Genomic DNA, 18,952 nt, shown 5'->3' on the forward strand with positions numbered 1-18,952 from the left:
GCTGCTCAGCACTTCACCATGCTGAACAAAACCTCATGCACGACACTGTTCAAGTTTCCGGATCACAGTACAAACCCGTGCTCAGATCGACGACAGAGAGTCGCGCACGCGCTAATCCAGAGTTGCCCGCACCGCTTCCGTCACCCTTATCAAGTCGGTAACGGACATTCCCGCCGCCACGCCCGTCCTCCCGTGCTGCCAACTTGATCAACGGGTCGTAGGGCAGCACGGTAAAGATGTAACCCTGCTCGGACTCAAGATCCTCACGCGTCAGCACATGTTCGAAACTTGCCTGGGTCCCGGGAATAGGGTTATTGCCTATCTGGCCGTAGTCGCCTTCCCAGTGCAGAGTAATTTTGTCATCTACCTGAAATTGCGAGTCTTTCGGAATTTCAACCCGCACGCCCAGCCACGGTTCGTTACTGCAGTTGATCCACTGGTTTCGATCGGCGTCTGGGAAAGTGGCGGGTGCCAGGCCTTCGATGACTCGCACCTCGACACGCACGGGTGTAATGGGCGACCGTTGCCGGTTAACCCCATTGAAAGTGGTGTACTGCATCGGGAGGGCAGGTGAATTGCCGACACTATGGATAATTGCCCAAGGAACGCTCAGCACAATTAACTGCCCGCCGACATCCTCAGCCCTCACCTCATAGCGATCTACCGCCTGCGGATGGCTCCCCCAGAACAACTCCAGCACCTGGCCGTCTTGCGGGTTGTCGTAGAGAAGGATCTCGACGCGCGCGTCCTGCCCGGCATCGGCGCCTGTGAGTACATCATCGGCTGTCAGGCCCTTGACCACCGCCGGTAGCAACAAGGGGTTGACCGGATCCGGACCGGGAGGCGGACCGGCCACCGTCAGGTCGACGTCCACCCATAGGGTCGTAGAAGTAAGCGAAGCCCCGCCACGTCGCCAGGTGTAGTGCACCCGATCAACAAAAGGTGCAGCAAAGCCGCCTGCCGCGAGGATTGCCCAACTGACCGGGGCCTTCAAAGGCCACTGCTGGTTCTCGGCAATGGTGATAAGGCGAAGCGCCAAACTACGCCAGTAGACCTGAACCTGATCGCCTTGCTGTGCATCGCTGATGACGTCGATGTGAACCTCGACACCTGCCCGGGCATCTTCCAGGTCAATCAGCCCATCGACATCGAACCTGGGCACCCGAGGGTCAGGCAGGTCGCCCGGCAATTCATCCAGCACTACCTCAATTGGCTGGACCTCGGACTTTGGCCCGCGGTTACCGGTTCGATCTTCCAGGCGATAGTAGGCTTCATGCGGGCCTGAACCGCTCTCACGAACCAGCATTGCATCGTATTGGACGATGATCGGAGCGTTGACATCGGTAATGCGCAGTTCACCGGCATAGGGCAATTCACGTGATTGTTCATCCCTTTCGATGACCGGCAACTTTTCCCAATAGTAGGTCAGCAGGTCACCCACCCTGATGTCTGGCCAAGGATCGACCCGGGCATCGACCGTGTCGTGGCGGCTGAGATAATCCTCGGTTACGCCGCTGATCAGGACCTCCTGGTCGAACTGCAAGGGCTGGGCTTCTTCGTCGCCATTGGGTGCTTGCTTGTCGATGAACAAGTGTGTTGCGTGAGAAGTGGACGGGTTCAACGATACCGTAACGCGGTACTCGACCCGGGCGGGGCCAGGCGCCGCCATGTACTCCGAGGGCATCTTGCAGACAACCGGGATCACATCATCCGGGATGACTGGCTGAGCAAAGGTAAATGTTTCAACTACATCGCTTCGCCAGAGGAACTCAACTTTCGTATCCATGTCCGGAGGAGCGGCACTGTAATCAGCCCAGATCTCCTCGATCCTGATTTCCAATGGGCGTAACTGATCGTCCTTGCGGACCAAATGCCCCAGAATGTCATCGTCCGTCAGTTCCATCGCGGCCGGGATGACCGGCGCGGCGTAGCGTTCCCGGGGATTTGCAGGATCATCAGCATCGCGAGCCATGGCGGCAGCTCCTTCCAGAGAAGAGGACCGTGGCAGCCAGCTAGTCGCCGGCTGCGGTGGAAAACCTGGAAGTATTAGATGCCTATTTCAAATCGGCCGAAACTGACAAAAATGCTAGGTACCCGGCCTCAAACCGGTGGCAAGCGCCAGTCGATCGGGGTCAGCCCGCGCTGCTCAAGGAAGCGGTTGGCCTGGCTGAAATGGCCGCAACCGAGAAAGCCCCGGTAGGCCGACAACGGCGATGGATGCACCGACTTGAGCACCAGGTGCTTGGTGGCATCGATCAGCTTCTGCTTGCTCTGGGCATGGGCGCCCCAGAGCAGGAATACGCTGTTGGGCTGGTGCTCGCTGACCACTTCGATGATGCGGTCGGTGAAGAACTGCCAGCCTTTGTTGGCATGGGAAGCAGCGTTGGCGCGCTCGACGGTCATGGTGGTGTTGAGCAGCAACACGCCCTGCTCGGCCCAGGACTGCAGGCAGCCGTGCTTGGGGATCTCGATGTTCAGATCACGCTGCAGCTCTTTGTAGATGTTCACCAGCGACGGCGGCGTCGCCACCCCCGGTTGCACCGAGAAGCACAGGCCATGGGCCTGGCCTGGGCCGTGGTACGGGTCCTGACCGAGGATCACCACCTTGACCTGGTCCAGCGGGGTGGAGTTGAGGGCGTTGAAAATCAGCGGGCCGGGCGGATAGATCTCCTTGCCGGCAGCGTGCTCTTCGCGCAGGAATTGGCGCAACTGGTGCATGTAGGGCTGGTCGAATTCGGCGCGCAGGGCTTCTTTCCAGCTCGGTTCAAGTTTGATGCGATCGTCGTCAGTCATGGTCGGGTCCGTAAAACAATGGCGCGACACTAGGAAAGCCGCCTGCGCTTGTCAATCGATCCGACCGGCGACCGCCGAAATCGCCAGCAGCGGCCATACTTGTGCGGATCAACCACGAGGTCGCCCATGGCTGCAGTACAGTGCGAAGAACTCACCGGCGTCGACGGCGCGCGCATCGGCGTCGCCACCCTCAATACGCCGCAAACCCTCAATGCCTTGTCGCTGCCGATGATCGAGGTACTCGACGAGCAGCTCAAGGCCTGGGCCGATGACCCGGATGTAGTCTGCGTGCTGCTGCGCGGCGAAGGCGCCAAGGCCTTCTGCGCCGGCGGCGAGGTACGCAGCCTGGCCCAGGCCTGCCTTGACCATCCTGGCCGGGTTCCGCCCCTGGCGGCGCAGTTCTTTGCCGCCGAGTACCGTTTCGACTATCGCCTGCACACCTACCCCAAACCGCTGATCTGCTGGGGCCATGGCCACGTGCTGGGTGGCGGCATGGGTTTGTTGCAGGGGGCCAGTGTGCGCGTGGTCACCCCCAGCAGCCGCCTGGCCATGCCGGAGATCAGCATCGGCCTGTACCCGGATGTCGGCGGCAGTTGGTTTTTGTCGCGTCTGCCCGGCAAGCTGGGCTTGTTCCTCGGCCTTACCGGCGCGCCGATCAACGCCAGCGATGCCCTCGACCTGGGCCTGGCCGACCGCCTGCTCGGCGAAAGCCAGCAGGAGGAGCTACTCGATGACCTGCTGCAATTGAACTGGCAGGAACAGACCGCCCTGCAGCTCAATAGCTTGCTCAAGGCTCAGCAGCACGGCGCTCAGGCGCAACGCCCCGAAGCCCAGTGGCTGCCAAGGCGCCAGCAGATCGATGCCTTGCTCGATGTCGCCGACCCGGTGTGCGCCTGGCGCGCCATCGCCCCGCTGCGCAACCACGCCGACCCGCTGCTGGCCAAGGCCGCGCAGGCCATGCTCGAAGGCTGCCCGCTGACCGCGCACCTGGTCTGGGAGCAAATCCAGCGTGCCAAGTACCTGTCGCTGGCCCAGGTGTTCCAGATGGAATACACCCTGAGCCTCAATTGCTGCCAGCATCCGGAGTTCAGCGAAGGGGTACGCGCGCGGCTGATAGACAAGGACCAGAAACCGCGCTGGCACTGGGCAGACATTGCCCAGGTGCCAACGGCGGTTGTGCAAGCGCATTTCAGCAAGGCGTGGGAAGGTCGTCACCCGTTGGCGGACCTGGCCTGAATGGCGCCTCAACGGCGCCAATTGCGATCCGGCCAGCCGTCACGATTGCGTTCGTGACGTGACGAGCCCTGGCGGTAGCGGTCATGGCCGCGGCCCGGGTAGGGCTTGTAGTAGTTATGCGGCGTTTCCCGGTAGTAACCGTGGGGCGCCGGGCGGTAGTAGTGCGGTGGTGGCGTGTAGTAGCGCGGCGGTGGCGCCACGTGATAGCGAGGCTGCGGCGCTACGTAATAGCCACGGTTGTAGGGATAGGACGGCCGGTAGTAACCCGGATAGCCATAGCGATCAGCGGTGTAGACCTCAGTGCGGTAGTAACCATTACCTCCATAGGGGACACAGGCGGTTGTCAGCAAACCCAGCACTACAATCAGCAAAAGTCGGCGATACATGGCGGCCTCCTGGACCGCGAAACTGCCCATCCCAGCGGCGCTGGTCGGCGTCGATCGGCAAGCGTTCATCGACATTGATTAAGACTGCCAAAACCAGGTCCGGTGCCATTGCTGCAATAAATTGAAACAAGGACGATACCCTTAAAAATCGTAAAGTTATTTTTCTTCCACACCACTAGAATGAAGGCCATTGGCCCACAGACCGGGAATGTCATGCCGCCTCGTTCCGCCCTGTTTTCGCAGCGCTCGCTGATCCTGACATTACTGCTGTTGCTCGCCTGCGGCTTTTTGGCGACCTCCCTGCTCAGCTACTTCGCCTCCCGTAGCTCGATCCGCGACAACATCGTCAACACCGAGCTGCCATTGATCTCCGAAACGGTCTATTCGGAAATCCAGAAGGACCTGGTGCGGCCAATCCTGATCTCGTCGATGATGGCCCACGACACCTTCCTGCGCGACTGGGCCCTGGCCGGCGAGCGCGACACCGCCCAGGTCACCCGCTACCTGGGCGAAATCATGCGCCAGTACCAGGCCTATACGGCGTTCTTCGTCTCCAGCAACACCGGTATTTATTACCAGACCAAAGGCGTACTGAAGAAGATCGACCCACAGGAACCGCGGGATGCCTGGTACCAGCGGGTACTGAAAATGAACACGCCCTACGAGATCAACGTCGACCTCGACATGGCCAATCAGGAGCGCCTCACGGTATTCATCAATTACCGGGTGTTCGACTACGACGGCAAGTTCATCGGCGTTGCCGGTATCGGCCTGACGGTAGAAGCAGTGGTCCGCCTGATCGATGATTACCAGCAGCGCTACCAGCGCCAGGTGTTCTTCGTCGACCCGCAGGGCCGTATCGTGCTTACCGGCTCCAATGGCGGGCCCCATGGCGCCAGGACCGGGCAGCCACTGGCCGAGCTGGACGGGTTCGGGCAAATGCCGCAACCGGTCAGCGGCAGCCACGAATACAACAGCAGCGATGGCCACAGTCATTTTCTCAACGTGCGCCTGGTGCCGGAGCTGAACTGGTATCTGTTCGTCGACAAGCGTGAAGGCGGGGCCATGGACGCCATTCGCCAATCGCTGTACCTGAACCTGGCAATCTGCGCGATGATCACCCTGGTAGTGCTGTCGCTGCTCAATGCCATGGTAAAGCGCCACCAGGACAACATCGAAGCCCTGGCCACCCTCGACAGCCTCACCGGCCTGCCCAACCGGCGCGGCTTCGACCTGCTGGCCGCGCAAGCGCTACAGGAAGCCCAGCGCGAACCCAAGCCGTTGATCGCCCTGCTGATCGACCTCGACCACTTCAAGGCGCTCAACGACACCCATGGCCACCTGGCCGGCGACGAAGTGCTGAGCCAGTTCGCCCAGGTGCTGGAAGAATGCCTGCGCCATGCTGATATCATCTGTCGCTGGGGCGGTGAGGAATTCATCGTGCTGCTCAAGGACACCGACAGCCACAGTGCCCTGGCGGTGGCTGAGAAGATTCGCAGCAAGACCGAAGCACTGGCCTTTACCTATGCCGAGCAACCGATCCACCTCACCGTCAGCATCGGCTTGAGCAACCTGCAGGCCGACGATACCCTGCACAGCCTGATCGCCCGTGCCGATCGTGCCCTGTACCGGGCCAAACAGAGTGGACGCAACCGTGTCTGCAGCGAGATACCCCGATCTGACAATGAATAGCCCCGATCATGAATGACAGCCGCCGCTGCCCCGCCTGCGGCGCCAGCAACGATTGCAGCCTGGCCGACCCGCGCACGGTCGCCCAGGTCTGCTGGTGCTACGGCGTGAGCATCGACCCTAAGGTGCTCGAAGCCCTGCCCGCCGAGCTGCGCAACAAGGCCTGCCTGTGCCCGCGCTGCGCCGAGGTCGAGGCGCAATTGCAGGCAGCCAAGGGCACATCCGACGGTTAAACTGTCGCGCCCTGCACCTGGTTTTGTATGCGTCTCGATCGATTCCTCAGCAACCTGCCTTGTTTCAGCCGTCAGCAAGTCCGTTTGCTGCTGGTACAGCTGCGCGTGCGCGTGGATGGCCAGCAGGTCAGCGATCCACGCTTCGAGGTGCGCGAATTCAGCCGCATTGAAGTCGACGAGCAAGTGCTGCAGGCCGGGCGCCCATTGCGCTACCTGATGCTGCACAAGCCCCAGGGTTGTGTCAGCGCCACCCACGACCCGCAGCACCCCACGGTGATCGAACTGATCGACCTGCCCGACACCGAGGACCTGCACATTGCCGGGCGCCTGGACTTCAACACCACCGGGCTGATGCTGCTGACCAACGATGGTCTGTGGTCGCGGCGCCTGACCCAGCCGCAAACCAAGCTGCCCAAGGTCTACTACGTCGAGACCGAGCAAGAGATCGGCGAACACTACATCCACAAGTTCCGCGAAGGCTTCTACTTCGCCTTCGAAGACCTCACCACCCTGCCCGCCGAACTGACCCTACTGGGCCCGCGCAGCGCGCGCCTGAGCATCGTCGAAGGTCGCTACCACCAGGTCAAGCGCATGTTCGGCCACTTCGACAACAAGGTCGTGCGCCTGCACCGCGAACGCATGGGCCCGCTGCATCTGGACCCGACCCTGCAACCGGGCCAGTACCGCGCGCTCTACCCTGAAGAAATCCAGGCGATCTGAGCCAGCGACCGCCTGGCGGAAATTTTTCGTCAATTGTCCCAACGGCACTTGCGGGTTGGCCGGGTGCCTGCTTGAATCCAATCGTCGGTCTTCATGTGACCAACCAGTCACGCCCGTAGTCCAAGACACCTTTTTGCCAGCGACCAGTGCCTCGAAGCGCCGGCGTCCGGCAGATTGCCCTCCTAGAACAATACCGGTCGACCAACGTGCCACGCGGATCGACCAGGGCCCTCAGCTTCTCTTCAAGGCGTATGCCTACCTGTCATAAAGAACGCGCATCCTTGCATGTGCGAACACCCTTTTTGCGCCAGGAGTCGACGACATGAGGCCAGAAATCGCTGTGCTTGATATACAAGGTCAGTATCGGGTTTACACGGAGTTCTATCGCGCAGATGCCGCTGAGAAGACGATCATCCTGATCAATGGCTCGCTGGCCACGACGGCCTCGTTTGCCCAGACGGTGCGCAACCTGCACCCGCAATTCAACGTGGTGCTGTATGACCAGCCCTACGCTGGCAAGTCCAAGGCGCACAACCGCAACGAGCATTTGCTGACCAAGGAAACCGAAGGGCAGATCCTCCTGGAACTGATCGACCACTTCGGCGCCGATCATGTCATGTCGTTTTCCTGGGGCGGCGCCTGCACCCTGCTGGCCCTGGCGCACAAGCCGCGGCGCATCGAGAAGGCGGTGGTCAGCTCGTTCTCGCCGGTGATCAACGAACCGATGCGCGACTACCTCGAACGCGGCTGCCAATACCTGAGCGCCTGCGATCGTTACCGGGTCGGCAACCTGGTCAACGACACCATCGGCAAGCACCTGCCGTCGCTGTTCAAGCGCTTCAACTACCGCCACGTCAGCAGCCTGGACAACCACGAATACGCGCAGATGCACTTTCACATCAACCAGGTGCTCGACCACGACCTGGGCAATGCCCTGCGGGCGGCGCGGGTGATCGACATTCCAGTGCTGTTCATGAATGGCGAGTGGGACGAATACACCACCACCGAAGATGCCCGCCAGTTCGGCCAGCACGTGCGTAACAGCCACTTTCGCGAGATCCGCGCCACTGGCCACTTCCTCGACATGGAACACAAGGCCGCCTGCCGCGATACCCGCGAAGCCCTGCTGGGCTTCCTCAAGCCGGCACTGAAAGAATCGCGCCCGCGTTACAGCTACACCCAGGAGCATCATGCACTGGCTATCTGAGCGACACGGTCGCCGGTAGCGCAGCCTCCTGCATCAACGGCCCAAAAGGCCCGACAGAAGATGCACGACCTCGCGCTACTGGCCACCAGCAGATGGCTGCGCCGCAACATAGGGCTTCAAATCGCGGCGAAGTTCTGGTACAAAGTCAGCCCTGAAAGCGGGTGTCGTATAATGGCATTACTCCAGCTTCCCAAGCTGATAACGAGGGTTCGATTCCCTTCACCCGCTCCAATGTTTTCAAGGCCTCCAGCGGTACCTGCACATAGCTGCATGACGTTGGGGGACGTTTCGGGGGACGTTTCGAGTTTCAGCCGATCCGGCTGATAGCCAAGTCCACCGCACGACAACATACGCGCAAGCCGATACACGCGCCTCCCGTGCGCAAGGCCTCTAGATTTGAGGTATAGGGGGGTCTGCAAAAAGAGTAACATCAGTAATCTTGACCGATCGACGCACCCAAGCCCTTGAATAGAAAGGGTTTTAGCGGTTCGGCCTAAGGTAACCTTTAAGTAACCTTTAAGTAATCTGATTACTCTTTTTAAAGGTGATATCGGACCTCTTTAAATGCCTTTAAAATCAATGGCTTAGCAGAAAATTACCTTTTCGATTACCTCTCTGTTACTCCTTTCTGTAACCAGTGAGAGCCCCGAAATACAAGGGCTCCAGCAGAGCTGGCATCCACGATTACGGAAATTACTCTTTTTTCAAATACCCCCCTATCCCGTACTCCACCCCACTAGCTGACCACCTCAAATCGGGGTCCTGGTGCAGGGATTCGCAGGCTTCCACGTCCCGACTACCCCTCCAGCAGCCCACAGCCCGGGCCGGCACGCCTCCTCCACAGGGGTGCAGAAAAAACGGCACATTTAGACCGCCGGCGTGGCGGGGGGACGAGTGCGCGCGCCAGGGTATGAGCAGCCGAGCAGCAACCGGGGAGAAAAAACCCGTTAAGATGGTCTAGACCTATACATAGAGAGGTACCGGTCCGAGAGGTACCGGTCCGCACCGTAGTCAATCGAGGCGAAATACGCAGCTGGTCGGCGGTACATTCAAAGTGATGGCTAATACGTGCAATAACGTGTGGTTTTGCTATCATCCGCGCCGTCAACAGCTCAGTGCACAAACCAAAGGAGGGGGAAATGGCTGAATCTATCCAGAATCTTTACAGCGCCCTCACCGCGCACGGCCTTAAAAAAAAGGACGTTCAAGCGATCTTACCCTCGTGGTGGGAAGACGGAATCGCGGAGACTCCTGCAGGCCTTCAGCAAGCCAAACTGATTGTGGCAAAAGCCTTGAACCTCAAGGTTCGACCCTTGGTTGAAGATCCTCCACGTGTGGAGTTTGACCTTCCTGAGATGCGACGTTTCAAGCTGATGAAGGGTACGACGGAAGACGATGTACAGCTTGCAGTTGCTCTGGCGCGCAGTGCAAGCAAGCTCGTACTTTCCGCATTTGATCGTGAGTTTCAACGCCCAGACTCTGCGGAAGAAGTTCGGCGTCAAATCTTGGCAACCGGCAGGCCGTGGGTAGATCTCGAAGGTCTGGTCGAATACTGCTGGAAAGTGGGCATTCCTGTTATCCATCTGGCATCAAGTTTGATGAAGCGGAAGATGGATGGTATCGCTATGGCTACAAAAGGACGGCCGACTATCGTTCTTTCGTCCCGCAAAGCATGCGGCTATTTGCTGTTCCACTTGGCTCATGAGCTGGGGCATGTAGCGCTTGGTCATCTTGATCCCAACGGTGCCATCGTTGACAACAACATTCAGGATGACCCAGATGGTAAAGACGAAGCCGAGCGAGCCGCCGATGCCTACGCGCTAGAGCTGCTTGCAGGAAAGCAGGCCCAGCTTACTCTCAGCCGCTTTGTAGCAGCACCAGTGCTTGCTCGAATGGCCAAAGAGTTTGGAACACAACATGCAATCGACCCAACCCATGTTCTGCTGAATAGCGCGCATAATGGGAATTTTTGGCCGCTTTGCACTGCAACTTTGGGCGTTCTTGCCGAAGGCAGAAAAGACCAAGAGCTCATCGCCCAGCACCTGCTCGCAAATGTGCAAAGTGATCTCAAGGAAGACAGCCTTGCATTATTAGGGACTTTAGTTGGTCAATAATGATTCTACTGTCGGATAATGACCTTATTATAAAGCTGGCTCAGTGCGACCTTATTGGAGAGGCGCTAGAGTCCCTTGAGGCGACCAGAAAGGACTGCTTTGTCCTCAGCACCATAAAATACAGCCTTCGACTTAACGATCCTGACAAGTCAATTGCAAGGTATGTGGGCAGCACCCAGGCATTCGAGCGCATCAACGAGCTGCTCGATACCTGCCAGGTACTGAGTGAAGCACCTATAGAGTTCGACCTGCTGGAGCATCTGAACGAGATCCCAAGCATTGATGCCGGTGAGCAGGCCCTGTTCCTGCACGCCAAGGACAATGACTCAAAAGCGATCGATTACCGAATCCTCACCGGTGATAAACGAGCGTTACGAGCGATCTGCAATTATGAACAGCTTGAGGCGTTTGCGTTCCTTCGAACGAAAATTGTCTGCCTTGAATCATGCATGATGGACATGATCGATGTTGTTGGATTCGACCAGGTCAATCAAAAAGTCATTGCAGCAAGGGAACAAGTCGGTGAATCAAAGTACGATCAAGTACTGCGCGCTGCGTTCGGAGCGGACCGGAACAAGGATCACTGTTTAGAGTGCCTTAGCAATTATTCAAGCGATATCCGCTGGCTACTTTCATATTGATCGCCAACCACTCTCCAGTATTCCCTGCCTGCGATCAGCCTGGATTCAAAGCTAGTCGCCTCAAGGGCGGCTTCTGAATGCCCATCGTACCGCAGCATTTTTCGGCTCTCCTACACTGGCAACACGTAAGGTTTGAAGCGCACCACCTCCTCCCCCAACCATTCATTGACCTGCAGTAACCTGGCTTGCTCTGGCTCCAGTTCATTGATCGCCCATACCTCCGATGCATCTCGAATCGAGCCAAAGCCCCCAGCATTCTGCGGCACCACCCCCATCAACTGCGGCGGAATGCGCAGCATGGCCAACTGATCATCTCGGCTGATGTTCTTGATCGCACCGAAGTCATCCTTCGCTGCCACCTCACTGATCGGGATCAACTGCAGGCCATCCTTCTTGCCACCTGGTGCGTACATGAACAGATTGCGGAAGTTGCCAGGCCCCTTGCTGTTCTTCATCGCGGTGCGCAGGTCGTTGACGAAGTCCTCATTCTGGGCCGCATCGGTCATGTACATAATGAAACCGGCATGGCTGCCGTTCTGGTAGTACTTGCGCCGGAACAGCGTGGCGCTCTCGTTGAGCAGCGCGCTCTGCAGAGCAGGCAGCCACTCGGGCAGGCCATAGATCTCCTGGTTGATATCCGCCACCCGCAAGTGGCACACACTCCCGGCCTTGAATTCGTGCTCGTCCTTCCAGCCGCGCACCTGGTAGTAGGTGACCAGGTCGTTGCCCCGGCGCATGTACTTGGCCAGGCACGGCTGCAGGCCGATGGCCTGGCGCAGCATGTTGTCGCGCTTCTCCAGGTACAGGTTGCCCGACCAGCCCCAGTCCATGACGATCTGCTCGAAGGCCTGGCGGGTCAGCAGCCGGTGCGGAATGAACGTACGGGCCAGCGCGTTGCGCTTGAAGATCAGACCCGACTGCAGGTAGACGCTCGCCTTCGACGACTTGGCCAGCCCGTCCAGTGATACCGGCGGTTCATACCAGCGGCCGTTGGACCAGCACTCCAGGTAGTCAAGGATCTCCCTGCCATCGAGCACCGGTACCGGATCGCCGAAGGTGAAGGCCATCGACTGCCCGCCCTTGCTCTGGGCCAGGAGCTCGCCTTCTGTTGCGGTCGACGTGCTGGCCAGTTCCTGGGGGCTGTTCATCAGTAGATCTCCATAATGCCGGTGTTGGCCACGGTCTGGCCCTCCAGCGGCTCGTTGTGCAATGCGTGAAAGAGCGCCCACGCCAGGTCAGCGTGGCCGGTGTTGTCGTTGCGCCCGGCAACGAAAGTGAACTGCCGCCCGCCAGGGGTGACTGTCTTGCGAATGGCCATCAGGGACTGGGCAAGGTCTGTCCAGCCGGCGTCGAACTCTAGCCGGCCTTTGCTGATCACGTCCCACGCCTTCATCACCAGGCGCGCCTTGATCTCGGGGTTGTAGGAGAACGTTCGCACGGCCGGGAAGAACGGGCGCACCAGCTGGGCTACTGCGCTGCCAAGGCCTGTGGTATCGATACCGATGTAGGTGACCCAGAAGCGGCGCGTCACCTGGCGGATCGTCTCGGCCTGCGCGGTGAAGTCCATCCCCCGGAACTGGTGGCGCTCGAGCACGCGAAACTTGCCCCCCGGCACCAGTGGCGGTGCCACCACGATCAACCCCGCAGAGTCGCCGTTCTCGGCCGGGTCATACCCCACCCATACTTGGCGGTCGGCGAATGGCCGGGCAGCAAATGGCTTGTAGTCCTCCCAGATCGACCAACTGTCCACCATGCACGGCTGCAGCATGTTCAGCGGGAAGATGCTCGCCCCGTCGTCGACGAACTGGCACATCAGCAGGTTCTGGAACGCCGCAGCGTCGTACTCAAGCCGCAATTCGTCGATGTCGAACAGGTCGCAGCCCCGCTCTTCGGCGTCGAGGATGGTGACGATCTGGCGCCAGATGCGGTCGTCACAGAGCTTGCCCTGCTGCAGCGCGTCGTGGCTGACATCAAGCTTCAGGTGCTGGGCGCTCGGCTTGCCCTTGTTGAACCGCTCCCCGGTCCAGAAGGTATAGGCCTCGTGCGCCATCGAGCTGGGCGTCGAGAAGTACGTCCGGCGGTATTGCTTCTGCATCGCCATGCCCGAGGCGACCTTGTTCAGTTCGTTGAACTTGAACGTCCAGAAGAATTCGTCGAAGTAGAAGTTGCCGTGATAGCCCTGGGCAGTCCGCGCGTTGGTACCGAGAAAGTGCAGCTCGGCGCCGTTGGGCAAGATGATCGGGTCACCTGTCAGCTCCACCCCAACCGTGTCCCGGGCGAACGCCTGGATATAGGCCTTGAAGATATGCGCCTGCGCTTTACTGGCCGACAGGAAGATCTGGTTGCGCCCAGTGGTCAGCGCATCGATCAAGGCTTCGCGGGCGAAGTAGAAGGTCGCACCGATCTGCCGGCTCTTGAGAATGGCGCGGGTGCGCTGGTTGCCTGCCCGGTACCAGTCTTTCTGGTAGTCAAAGCAGCCATCAAGAAACGCCTCGACCAGTTTCTCGACCAGATCTTCTGGGATGTCGTTGCGCTTGGGTTTACGCTTCTCCCCGGCGTTGCGTTTGGCCAGCTCAGGGTTGAGGTCGGTTTCGGTACCGCCTTCCTGGTAGCGCTGGATTCGAGCCTGGCGCTCCAGTTGCCGGTGGAGCAGGTCAATTTCCTTGAAATCCGTGCCGGACTTGGGATCCTTGAGCAGCAATTGAACCAAGCGCGCCTCAGTCGCTGCCTGGATGCGTTCCAGCGGCGTGGCCCGGTCCCATTCGTCCCGAGTCTTCCAGCTGTGAAGGGTCTTTTCCTTCTCGCCGATCAGCTCGGCGATCTCGCACACACGGTAGCCCTGCCAATACAGGTGCTTGGCATGCCGGCGGTGATCGGTGGGTAGGTCGACGATAGCGTTCATGCCGCAGATGCTGCCGTTCCCGCGCGCGTGGCCCTATCGCCGCGCCCTGTAGGCCGTCCCGCTACAACTCCCCCACGTTGCCGCGCCATCGCGCGATGCCGACCATGCCCTCATCGCCAGGCACAACGCCACCGCATGAGGACTCCCAGCATGGCCGGCAAGACCGACATCCCAGCCAAGAAGTACCGCTCCAAATGGACTCGCATCGCCGTTGAAGGCGCCACCACTGATGGCCGCACCATCGAGCGCAGCTGGATCGAGGACATGGCCACCACTTACAGCCCCAACACCTACGGCGCGCGAATCAATTGCGAGCACATCAAGGGCTACTGGCCCGGTGGTGAGTTTGGTGCCTACGGCGATGTGCTGGCCCTGAAAGCCGAAGAGGTCGAGATTGCCGGGGTCAAGAAACTGGCTCTGTTCGGTCAACTTCAGCCCAATGACGCCCTGCTCGCCCTGAACAAAGCTGGCCAGAAGGTGTACACCTCGATCGAGGTCCAGCCGAAGTTTGCCGACAGCGGCAAGGCGTACCTGGTCGGCCTCGCTGTCACCGATACGCCGGCCAGCCTCGGTACCGAAGCGCTGTCGTTTAGCGCCCAGCACGGCACCCTGGCCAACCGCAAGCAGGACAAGGACAACCTCTTCACCGCTGCGGAAGAAACCACCCTCGAATTCGAAGAAGTCACCGACACCCCCAGCATGTTAACAGCGCTGAAGGACAAGGTTGGCGAACTACTCGGCAAGAGCAAGGAAAAAGATGGCAAGGACGCCGCCAGCTTCGCCGCCCTGGCCGAACTGATTGAAAGCCTGGCCACCCACGGCAGCGAACAAGCCACCGCCTTCGCTGCTGAACAGAAAGCCCGCCAGGACCTGCAAACCAAGTTCGAGAAGCTGGAAACCGCGTTCACCGACTTGGTCAAGCGCCTGGGTGACACCGAAGATCACGCGCAAACGCAACGCCCGGTCGCGACCGGCGGCGATGGTGCCGTGCTGTCCACCTTCTAATCCGCCCGACCGATCACCGGAGAACCACCAATGCGTAACGAAACTCGCCTCGTCTACAACGGCCTCTTGGCCCACGTCGCCAAGCTCAACGGCGTACCCAACGCTGCCGAAAGCTTCAACGTCACCCCGTCCGTCCAGCAGAAGCTTGAAACAGCCATCCAGGAGTCGAGCGACTTCCTGAAGAAGATCAGCATCATCGGCGTGAACGACCAGGAAGGCGAAGCTATCGCCCTGGGCGTAAACGGCCCGACTGCCAGCCGCACCAACACCGCAGGTGGAAACCGCCGCAATCCAGCGAACGTTGCTGACCTGAAAAAAGACAGTTACAGCTGCAAAAAGACGGACTTCGATACGTCCTTCCCCTATGCGCTGCTGGATGCCTGGGCCAAGTTCCCTGACTTCCAGGTGAAGCTGGCGACCGCCATCGCTCAACGCCAAGGCCTTGATCGCATCATGATCGGCTTCAACGGTACCAGCGCCGCCGCCGTTACCAACCGCGCTACCAATCAGCTCTTGCAAGACGTCAATATCGGCTGGCTGCAGAAAATCCGCGTTTCTGCTCCGGATCGCGTGCTTGATGAAGGTGCCACCCCGGGCAAGGTCACCATTGGTGCGACTGGCGACTACAAGACCCTCGACGGCCTGGTATTCGATGCCATCGAAATGCTGGACCCATGGCACCGCAAGCGTCCCGATCTGGTGGCTATCGTCGACCGCGCCTTGCTGCATGAAAAGCAGTTGGCCGCTGTTGAGAAAGGCGCTGCCTCCAACCAGGAAGAAAACGCTGCTGATGAGATCGTCACCAAAGGTCGCGTGGGCGGTTTGAAGATCGAAGACGCGCCGTTCTTCATTGAGGGCGGCGTGCTGGTCACCACCCTGGCAAACCTGGCCATCTACTGGCAAGAAAGCGCCCGTCGCCGACACCTCAAGGACGAACCGGAATACGACCGGATCGCCGACTACCAGTCCTCCAACGACGCTTATGTCATCGAAGACCTCGGCCTCGTTGCCCTGGTCGAAAACATCGAGCGGGTATAACCCATGGCCCTCACCCTTGCCCAACGCAACCAGCTGCGCAAGCGCGCAGCCCAGGAGGCGGCCGCCGTCGCCCCTGCCGCCCTGATGGATGGCGCCACCGGCTACGAAGTGATGCTCGCCAAGTTGCAGCAGGACCAGTTCCGGCTGAAACAGGTGCAGTCCCAGGAGGGCAAGGCACAGCTCAAGGCCGAGATCCTGCCGGAATACGTGCCCTACGTTGATGGCGTGCTCTTGGCCGGCCAAGGCGCCCAGGACGACGTGCTCACCACCCTGATGGTCTGGCGACTGGACGCAGGCGATTACGCCGGCGGCTTGCAGGTCGCCGAGTACGTTCTGCGCCATGGCCTGTTGATGCCGGACCGCTTCAACCGCACCACCGGCTGCCTGGTGGCTGAAGAAGTGGCCACCGCCGCGCTCAAAGCGCAAAAGGCCGGCGGCACCTTCCCACTGGAAGTACTCACCGCCACTGCCGTGCTGACCGACGGCCAGGACATGCCGGACGAGGCCCGCGCCAAGCTGTTCCTGGCCCTCGGCCGCGCAACCCTGGAAGGCATCACCGATGAGCTCCCAGGACAGCCGGGCCAGTTGCAAGCCGGCATCGACCTACTCAAGCGAGCAATCGAGCTGCACAGCAGCTGCGGTGGCAAGAAAGATCTGGAACGCGCCGAGCGCCTCCTCAAGAAATACGCTGGCCCCGCCAGCTAACCGAGCGTCCCCACGCACCCGGCGGCTCGGGACGGATCAGCGGGTTTACTCCTTGCCCTGCTGTGAAGTCCCGACCACCGCCGACCTATTCGAGCAGCGAGCATGAGCGGATTTATCGCCGGCGGCGTCCCAACCACCGCCTTCCCGATCAGCAACAGCGACTTCTGGCCCGATATCGACGGCCAGCACCTGCGCGCCGCCATGCGTATCACCGACGCTGTCACCGACGACCGCCTCGAAGTCGCGGCCGTCAACGCCATGATCGAGGCCAACCGGGAGCTTGCCGGCTACCGGACCGCCAACGAGGCAAAAGGCTTCACCGCCCTTGCAGATGTGCCAGCGGAGCAGATCAGCGGTGAAAGCCAGCTCCTGCACCTCTACCGCCGCGTCATCTACTGCAACGCGCTGGCCGAGCTGGTGGAGCGCTACAGCAGCTTCGATGCCACCAACAGCGGCGAGAAGAAGGTCACCGAGGAAGAGACCAGTGCTGACCAGCTGCGCCGCGACGCCCGCAAGGCGTTGCGCACCCTGCTCGGTCTCAGCCACACCACCGTGGAGCTGCTGTGATGCCCGCCGTGATCGCCAACCAGGGCGACACCGTCGACGCCATCTGCTGGCGTTACTACGGCCGCACCGCCGGCGTCACCGAAGCCGTCTTCGAAGCCAACCCCGGCCTGGCCGATCACGGCCCCATCATTGCGCACGGCACGCAGGTCATCCTGCCGGACGCCGCGCCTCAAGTTGAACAACGCCAGGTGGTGAACCTATGGGACTGACCGCCGCCAATCAAAGGACCCCAAGCCATGGCTGACCCGACTTCCAGCTCTATCACCGGCCTGCTGATGGGCCTGGGCCTGGCCACCGCCGTGCCGCTGATCGATGGTGAGGCGCTGTTCGGCGCCATCCTCGGCGCCTGGCTGGTGACCAGTATCAAGCGCGACCTCAAGGCCTGGCAGCGGCTCGGTTCACTGCTGCTTTCGGCCGGGGTTGGCTACCTGTTCGCCCCGGTAGCTCTGAAGCTCGCGCCGTTCATCAACAGCGGCGGCGCCGCATTTGCCTGCGCCCTGATAGTCATCCCGATCAGCATCAAGGCCATGCTCTGGGTCGAGCAGGCCGATCTGTTCGAGATCCTGCGCCGCATCAGAGGGGGAAGCTGATATGTCCATCGTCGCCCTGGTCATTCCGCTGATCACCGCCAGCGCCTACCTACTCGGCGCCCTGCGCCTGGCCTGCTACAGCAGAGGCAGCGCCCGGTACCGGCGCGGTATCTCGCTGCTGGCCAGCCTGTTCGGCGCCGCGCTGTGCATGTGCGGCCTTGAACTGCTGCTGTACCGGCCACCAGTCAGCCTCTGGCAAGCCGTTACCGCCGTATTGCTCTGCACCCTGATATATCGATCGCGCGGCAACGTCGCCGCCCTGCTGAGGCCAAGTGTATGACCCTCACCCTACGCCACGGCGACCGTGGCCAAGCTGTCAGCCAGTTGCAGAAGCAACTCAACCAGGCCGGCGCCAAACCTGCCCTGGTAGTCGATGGTGACTACGGGGACGCCACCGAAAAGGCGGTGCGCGCGTTCCAGGCCAAGTCCGGCCTGGTCGATGACGGTATTGCCGGCCCGAAAACCCAAGGCGCCCTGACCGGGGCCGACTGCCGCAAGTTGCTTGGCAATGCCGCCTTAGTAGCCGCAGCCAAGCGCCTGGGCGTTGAGCTTGCCGCCATCTACGCGGTCAACGAGGTGGAGAGCCTGGGCGGCGGGTTCCTCGCCAGTGGCAAGCCGAAAATCCTCTTCGAGCGACACGTCATGTACAACCGCCTGGCACTACCGCAGCACGAAGGCGACGATGCCGCCGCGCTGAAGCGCCACGCCGACGAATTGGCGGTCTCGCATCCCCACCTGGTTAACCCGCGCCCAGGCGGTTACATCGGCGGTGCCGGCGAGCATCAGCGCCTGGCGCAAGCGCGCATGCTCGACGCCCAACGCGCCGACGAGTCAGCCAGTTGGGGCGCCTTCCAGGTCATGGGCTACCACTGGCAATACCTGGGCTATTCCAGCCTGGCCGACTTTGTTGCCCGGATGTCCCGCGACGAAAACGAGCACTTCGAAGCCTTCGTCCGCTTCATCGAGGCCGACGCCACGTTGCACAAAGCCCTCAAGGGTAAGAAGTGGGCGCAGTTCGCCAAGCTCTACAACGGCCCGGCCTACGCCCGGAATCTCTACGACGTGAAGCTTGAGCGCGCCTACGAACGGCACGCCGACTGCGGCTGCACACTCGACGCCGCGTGAC

Annotated in this window: 20 protein-coding genes and 1 tRNA gene; 16 read left to right on the top strand and 5 right to left on the bottom strand. The window is 60.6% G+C overall.

Annotation, left to right across the window (positions count from 1 at the left end):
• Positions 1-49 precede the first annotated feature (49 nt).
• Positions 50-1,972, bottom strand: coding sequence for a hypothetical protein (locus ABIE20_RS04360; RefSeq protein ID WP_429503099.1), 1,923 nt, complete (start codon positions 1,970-1,972; stop codon positions 50-52).
• A gap of 128 nt (positions 1,973-2,100) precedes the next feature.
• Positions 2,101-2,793 carry a uracil-DNA glycosylase gene (ung, locus tag ABIE20_RS04365; RefSeq protein WP_429503100.1) on the bottom strand — a complete coding sequence of 231 codons (693 nt, stop codon included), beginning with the start codon at positions 2,791-2,793 and terminating at the stop codon, positions 2,101-2,103.
• A gap of 126 nt (positions 2,794-2,919) precedes the next feature.
• Between ung and ABIE20_RS04370 the strand changes: the two genes are divergently transcribed.
• The gene (locus ABIE20_RS04370) at positions 2,920-4,029 is read left to right on the top strand and encodes an enoyl-CoA hydratase/isomerase family protein (protein ID WP_429503101.1); all 1,110 of its coding nucleotides are present in this window, start codon (positions 2,920-2,922) and stop codon (positions 4,027-4,029) included.
• Positions 4,030-4,037: 8 nt separating this feature from the next.
• Here the strand turns inward: ABIE20_RS04370 and ABIE20_RS04375 are convergent, their stop codons facing one another.
• Positions 4,038-4,415 (bottom strand): hypothetical protein, encoded by a 378-nt coding sequence (locus ABIE20_RS04375; protein WP_429503102.1) that lies wholly within the window; start codon positions 4,413-4,415, stop codon positions 4,038-4,040.
• Positions 4,416-4,628: 213 nt separating this feature from the next.
• Here ABIE20_RS04375 and ABIE20_RS04380 point away from each other — a divergent pair, with 213 nt between their 5' ends.
• The 7 genes from ABIE20_RS04380 to ABIE20_RS04410 all read left to right on the top strand — a co-directional run bounded on the left by ABIE20_RS04380 (position 4,629) and on the right by ABIE20_RS04410 (position 11,019).
• Positions 4,629-6,107 (top strand): sensor domain-containing diguanylate cyclase, encoded by a 1,479-nt coding sequence (locus ABIE20_RS04380; protein WP_429503103.1) that lies wholly within the window; start codon positions 4,629-4,631, stop codon positions 6,105-6,107.
• An 8-nt stretch (positions 6,108-6,115) separates the two neighbouring features.
• On the top strand, positions 6,116-6,337 hold the full coding sequence (locus ABIE20_RS04385) for a cysteine-rich CWC family protein (RefSeq protein ID WP_429503104.1): 222 nt from the start codon (positions 6,116-6,118) through the stop codon (positions 6,335-6,337).
• A gap of 27 nt (positions 6,338-6,364) precedes the next feature.
• Positions 6,365-7,057 carry a pseudouridine synthase gene (locus ABIE20_RS04390; RefSeq protein WP_429503105.1) on the top strand — a complete coding sequence of 231 codons (693 nt, stop codon included), beginning with the start codon at positions 6,365-6,367 and terminating at the stop codon, positions 7,055-7,057.
• A 322-nt stretch (positions 7,058-7,379) separates the two neighbouring features.
• Positions 7,380-8,264 carry an alpha/beta fold hydrolase gene (locus ABIE20_RS04395; RefSeq protein ID WP_045197581.1) on the top strand — a complete coding sequence of 295 codons (885 nt, stop codon included), beginning with the start codon at positions 7,380-7,382 and terminating at the stop codon, positions 8,262-8,264.
• Positions 8,265-8,421: 157 nt separating this feature from the next.
• Positions 8,422-8,495, top strand: a tRNA-Gly gene (locus ABIE20_RS04400).
• 908 nt (positions 8,496-9,403) lie between these two features.
• Positions 9,404-10,378 carry an ImmA/IrrE family metallo-endopeptidase gene (locus ABIE20_RS04405; RefSeq protein WP_429503107.1) on the top strand — a complete coding sequence of 325 codons (975 nt, stop codon included), beginning with the start codon at positions 9,404-9,406 and terminating at the stop codon, positions 10,376-10,378.
• Complete coding sequence (locus ABIE20_RS04410; protein ID WP_429503109.1) at positions 10,378-11,019, top strand: hypothetical protein; 642 nt, start codon at positions 10,378-10,380, stop codon at positions 11,017-11,019. The genes ABIE20_RS04405 and ABIE20_RS04410 overlap by 1 nt, the downstream gene beginning before the upstream one ends.
• Before the next feature lie 110 nt (positions 11,020-11,129).
• Here the strand turns inward: ABIE20_RS04410 and ABIE20_RS04415 are convergent, their stop codons facing one another.
• Positions 11,130-12,167 carry a phage portal protein gene (locus ABIE20_RS04415; RefSeq protein WP_429503111.1) on the bottom strand — a complete coding sequence of 346 codons (1,038 nt, stop codon included), beginning with the start codon at positions 12,165-12,167 and terminating at the stop codon, positions 11,130-11,132.
• Complete coding sequence (locus tag ABIE20_RS04420; RefSeq protein WP_429503112.1) at positions 12,167-13,921, bottom strand: terminase ATPase subunit family protein; 1,755 nt, start codon at positions 13,919-13,921, stop codon at positions 12,167-12,169. Before ABIE20_RS04420 ends, ABIE20_RS04415 begins: the two co-directional genes overlap by 1 nt.
• Positions 13,922-14,071: 150 nt before the next feature.
• Between ABIE20_RS04420 and ABIE20_RS04425 the strand changes: the two genes are divergently transcribed.
• The 8 genes from ABIE20_RS04425 (at position 14,072) to ABIE20_RS04460 (ending at position 18,951) form a co-directional block, all read left to right on the top strand.
• Positions 14,072-14,926, top strand: coding sequence for a GPO family capsid scaffolding protein (locus tag ABIE20_RS04425; RefSeq protein ID WP_429503114.1), 855 nt, complete (start codon positions 14,072-14,074; stop codon positions 14,924-14,926).
• Between the two features lie 30 nt (positions 14,927-14,956).
• A complete protein-coding gene (locus tag ABIE20_RS04430; protein WP_429503116.1) occupies positions 14,957-15,964 on the top strand; it encodes a phage major capsid protein, P2 family in 1,008 nt (335 codons plus the stop codon).
• 3 nt (positions 15,965-15,967) lie between these two features.
• Positions 15,968-16,669 (top strand): phage terminase small subunit, encoded by a 702-nt coding sequence (gene gpM / locus ABIE20_RS04435; protein ID WP_429503117.1) that lies wholly within the window; start codon positions 15,968-15,970, stop codon positions 16,667-16,669.
• A gap of 102 nt (positions 16,670-16,771) precedes the next feature.
• Complete coding sequence (locus ABIE20_RS04440) at positions 16,772-17,236, top strand: head completion/stabilization protein (RefSeq protein ID WP_429503119.1); 465 nt, start codon at positions 16,772-16,774, stop codon at positions 17,234-17,236.
• A complete protein-coding gene (locus tag ABIE20_RS04445; protein ID WP_195883591.1) occupies positions 17,236-17,445 on the top strand; it encodes a tail protein X in 210 nt (69 codons plus the stop codon). The genes ABIE20_RS04440 and ABIE20_RS04445 overlap by 1 nt, the downstream gene beginning before the upstream one ends.
• A gap of 27 nt (positions 17,446-17,472) precedes the next feature.
• Positions 17,473-17,826: a putative holin gene (locus ABIE20_RS04450; protein ID WP_429503122.1), complete on the top strand. Its 354-nt coding sequence runs from the start codon at positions 17,473-17,475 to the stop codon at positions 17,824-17,826.
• A 1-nt stretch (position 17,827) separates the two neighbouring features.
• The gene (locus tag ABIE20_RS04455; RefSeq protein ID WP_429503124.1) at positions 17,828-18,106 is read left to right on the top strand and encodes a phage holin family protein; all 279 of its coding nucleotides are present in this window, start codon (positions 17,828-17,830) and stop codon (positions 18,104-18,106) included.
• On the top strand, positions 18,103-18,951 hold the full coding sequence (locus ABIE20_RS04460; RefSeq protein WP_429503126.1) for an N-acetylmuramidase domain-containing protein: 849 nt from the start codon (positions 18,103-18,105) through the stop codon (positions 18,949-18,951). The genes ABIE20_RS04455 and ABIE20_RS04460 overlap by 4 nt, the downstream gene beginning before the upstream one ends.
• Position 18,952: the final 1 nt, after the last annotated feature.

This window comes from Pseudomonas sp. 2835 (assembly GCF_050435905.1).
In the GTDB taxonomy this organism is placed as follows: Bacteria; Pseudomonadota; Gammaproteobacteria; order Pseudomonadales; family Pseudomonadaceae; genus Aquipseudomonas.